The following is a 3,134-nucleotide window of genomic DNA, read 5'->3' as shown; positions in this document are numbered from 1 at the left end:
GTATTAAGAGCGTGAAATAATTAAATCTGTATTTTAAGATAAAATCTGACTTGTTAATATAAGAATTTATGAATGCTTTTAGAAAGAAGGTTTGTATTAATTTTAAATAAGTCAGGTATTTTGGGGGGGGGTGGCAACCATATTAAAAATAGTGGGGTGAGTAATATTGATGTTTTTCAATAAATGAATGCGTTTAATGCATGCCTATGAGTGGTAAGTTGTTAAGCTTTTGATTTGTTGTACCTTTAATTCATATAAATATAATAGTTACGGTATGTAACTATTATATTTATTATGCTAATTTAAAAAGCATGTATCCTATTTACTACAAATTATGGTCGCATTCATTCCTGAGCAAGGCCGTAATACTATCAGGGCTAGATGGCTCACAGAATAGATAGCCTTGTACTATATCGCACCCTAATCTTTTTAATATTTCAACTTGTCCTAGAGCCTCAATGCCTTCAGCGATAACAGAGCACCCAAGGTTGTGTGCCATTTCAATTATAGAACCCACTAATAGTTGTGTTTTATTGTCAGTTAATAAGTCATCTATGAAATATTTATCGATCTTAATACAATCAAGTTTAAGGTGCTTTAGCGATGCGAATGATGAATAGCCAGTACCAAAATCATCAATAGCTAATAGAACGCCAAGTTCTTTGAGTTCAGCAAACACTGGGAGATTCTTATGCTCAGTTTGTGCGACAGTTTCGATAACTTCTAATTCTAGATTCGACGCTTGAATATCTGTATCTGTAATTACTCGCTTAATTAAAGGAATAAAGTCAGGATCTAAAAAGTGATTAGGAGAAATATTTATGGCGACTCGCATTGAGCCAAGCCCTTGTAATTGCCAATTCACTGCTTGGGTGCATGCCGTTTTAAGTACTAACTCCGTTAAGGGTTGAATCATACCTATACGTTCAGCTGTTGAAATAAAGTCAATTGGTGATACTTGCCCCAGCTCTGGATGATACCAGCGTGATAAGGCCTCTACGCCAACACAAAGACCTGTACGTAACTCAATCTGTGGCTGATACGCGAGTGAGAGGCTTTGGTTCTCAATAGCCTCACGAAGGTATTGCTCTACTTTTAGTCTATATTCGGCCTGTTTTGTTAATGCTTTACTGTAAAAGGCATATTGGTTTTTACCGTGATCTTTAGCAGTGTAAAGGGCGGTATCTGCGGCTTTGAGTAAGCTTTGCGAATCGGTACCATCTTGCGGGTAAAATGCGATACCAATACTGCTTGTTTGTGTATGTTTGCGTCCTGATAAATAGCAGGGCGTTGAGACTGCATTGAGATAGCGGGTTGCTATTTCTGAAGCCAATACGGTGTCACTCGCTTCTTTTGCCACAATACAGAATTCATCGCCACCTAAACGGGCAATAAAGTGACTTGATAAGCACACCGACTCCAGTTGCGTAGCAATGGTTTGAAGGTGAAGATCGCCAATATCATGGCCAAGACTATCATTAATGTCTTTGAAGTTATCAAGATCAAGATAAAGCAGGCTAAAGCGCTGATTATTTGCTGCTGAGTGCGCGATAAAGGCGTCGAGATCGATATATAAGCTTGCTCGGCTAGCGAAGCCAGTAAGCGGATCTTTGAAAGCAAGTTCTTGAATGCGTTTTTGGTTGTGATCTCGATCCATCAGAATACCAGCCAGCATGGCGGCAGACGTAAGGTCGTCAGACTCATCTTGAGTTGGCAAAGCGGGGTGGTTGTAGTACATACCAAATGCGCCCAACACTTTACCCGTTGAGCTTTTGATCGGTTCAGACCAGCAACTGCGCATACCAAAGGGGAGCGCAACATGCTTGATGTCAGCCCATTTAGGGTCTGTATTAATATCTTCAACCAGTACGCGAAGCCCAGTATAAGTTGAGGTGCCGCAAGAGCCGATATTAGGACCATTCTTAAGACCGTGAACAGCATCGCAATACGCCTTTGGTAGGCTAGGTGCGCCACCATGCAGTAATGTATCGCCATCAAGTTCTAGCATAGAGCAGCGTAAACCTTGGTGGCGGCTTTCATACATTAAGGCAATCTCGGTATAAACGCTTACTGTACTTGCACCTTTTGCGATCATTTCAAGGATCTTAGCAGTCCAAGTGTTCAAGCTCTCTGCTTTTTTCTGTGCGGTTATATCAACCAGAAATCCCATAAGATGGCTGGGGGGGCTATGGGCAGAATTAGACAAAGTGAAGGCACTGCCTCGTACCCATACAAAATGCCCTTGTCTATGACGTAAACGAAGCTCAACTTCAAAACAACCAGACCGATTTGTAATGTATTGATCGGCTTTTTCTACTAATGCAGCCCACTCTTCAGGCGAGGTTAGCGATTCCAATGTACTCAGATGGTTTTCAAGCTCTTCTTCTTGATAGCCCAGCATCGCCTTCCATTGCGGTGAAAAGTAAACCTCATCAGTATCTATATTCCAGTCCCATACCTCAGGGTTAGCATTGCGCATCGCTCGAATAAACTGCGTGTTATTCTGCATCAGCTGTTCAGGGCAGTCTGCCTGCATCAGAATAGGCTGATCCTGCGAAGGTAAGTGCGCGTGCGTCTGATCTACTGATTCTTTACTTGAGGTACTTAATTTCATTGGAATTATATGGCCACCGCTGTCGTGACATAATTTTACTGAAATACCACAAAATGAACAATGTTTTAGTCAGGATTTTGACGTTTCCTAACACAATTAAACAGAATGAAAGATGGTATGTTGGTGATGAGGATGATGAGAAAGAGTGTGTTATTCGTCTTCGGTGAATACATCATGCGTCATTTCTAGGGTTTCTTTGTTTATGGTGACGCGGTTAAGCGGAGTGCCTAATTTTCTGGATTTTGGGTGTAGGTTTACGCTAGATTCATCATCTTCTGTTTCATAGTATTCGCCGTCATAACCCACCTTTTTGTTAATTATGTCACTCATCTTTTCAGGCTGATGCGGCTAGCCAGTGCTTTCATCTGGATTTTTAAACGACAGGGCAGACAATAATAAAATAGCTGTAACGATATAAAAAGAAAAAGGCGAACCAAATGGTTTAATGCCGTTCACTTAAGGTGAGCGGCTTTCTTATTTTTGGCATATCGTTGAGGTCTTGGTTTTACCGTTCTTGGGA

Annotated in this window: 2 protein-coding genes; both read right to left on the bottom strand. The window is 41.1% G+C overall.

Annotation, left to right across the window (positions count from 1 at the left end; genetic code table 11):
* Positions 1-325: 325 nt before the first annotated feature.
* Positions 326-2,614: a bifunctional diguanylate cyclase/phosphodiesterase gene (locus ASV53_RS23360; protein WP_094958903.1), complete on the bottom strand. Its 2,289-nt coding sequence runs from the start codon at positions 2,612-2,614 to the stop codon at positions 326-328.
* Positions 2,615-2,764: 150 nt separating this feature from the next.
* Positions 2,765-2,944, bottom strand: a complete 180-nt coding sequence (locus ASV53_RS23355) for a hypothetical protein (protein ID WP_094958902.1) — start codon at positions 2,942-2,944, stop codon at positions 2,765-2,767.
* Positions 2,945-3,134 lie beyond the last annotated feature (190 nt).

The sequence above is a fragment of the Photobacterium sanguinicancri genome (assembly GCF_002265265.1).
In the GTDB taxonomy this organism is placed as follows: Bacteria; Pseudomonadota; Gammaproteobacteria; order Enterobacterales; family Vibrionaceae; genus Photobacterium; species Photobacterium sanguinicancri.
Note: the sequence above shows the minus strand (reverse complement) of the source record. Positions and strands in the feature narration are given on the sequence as shown.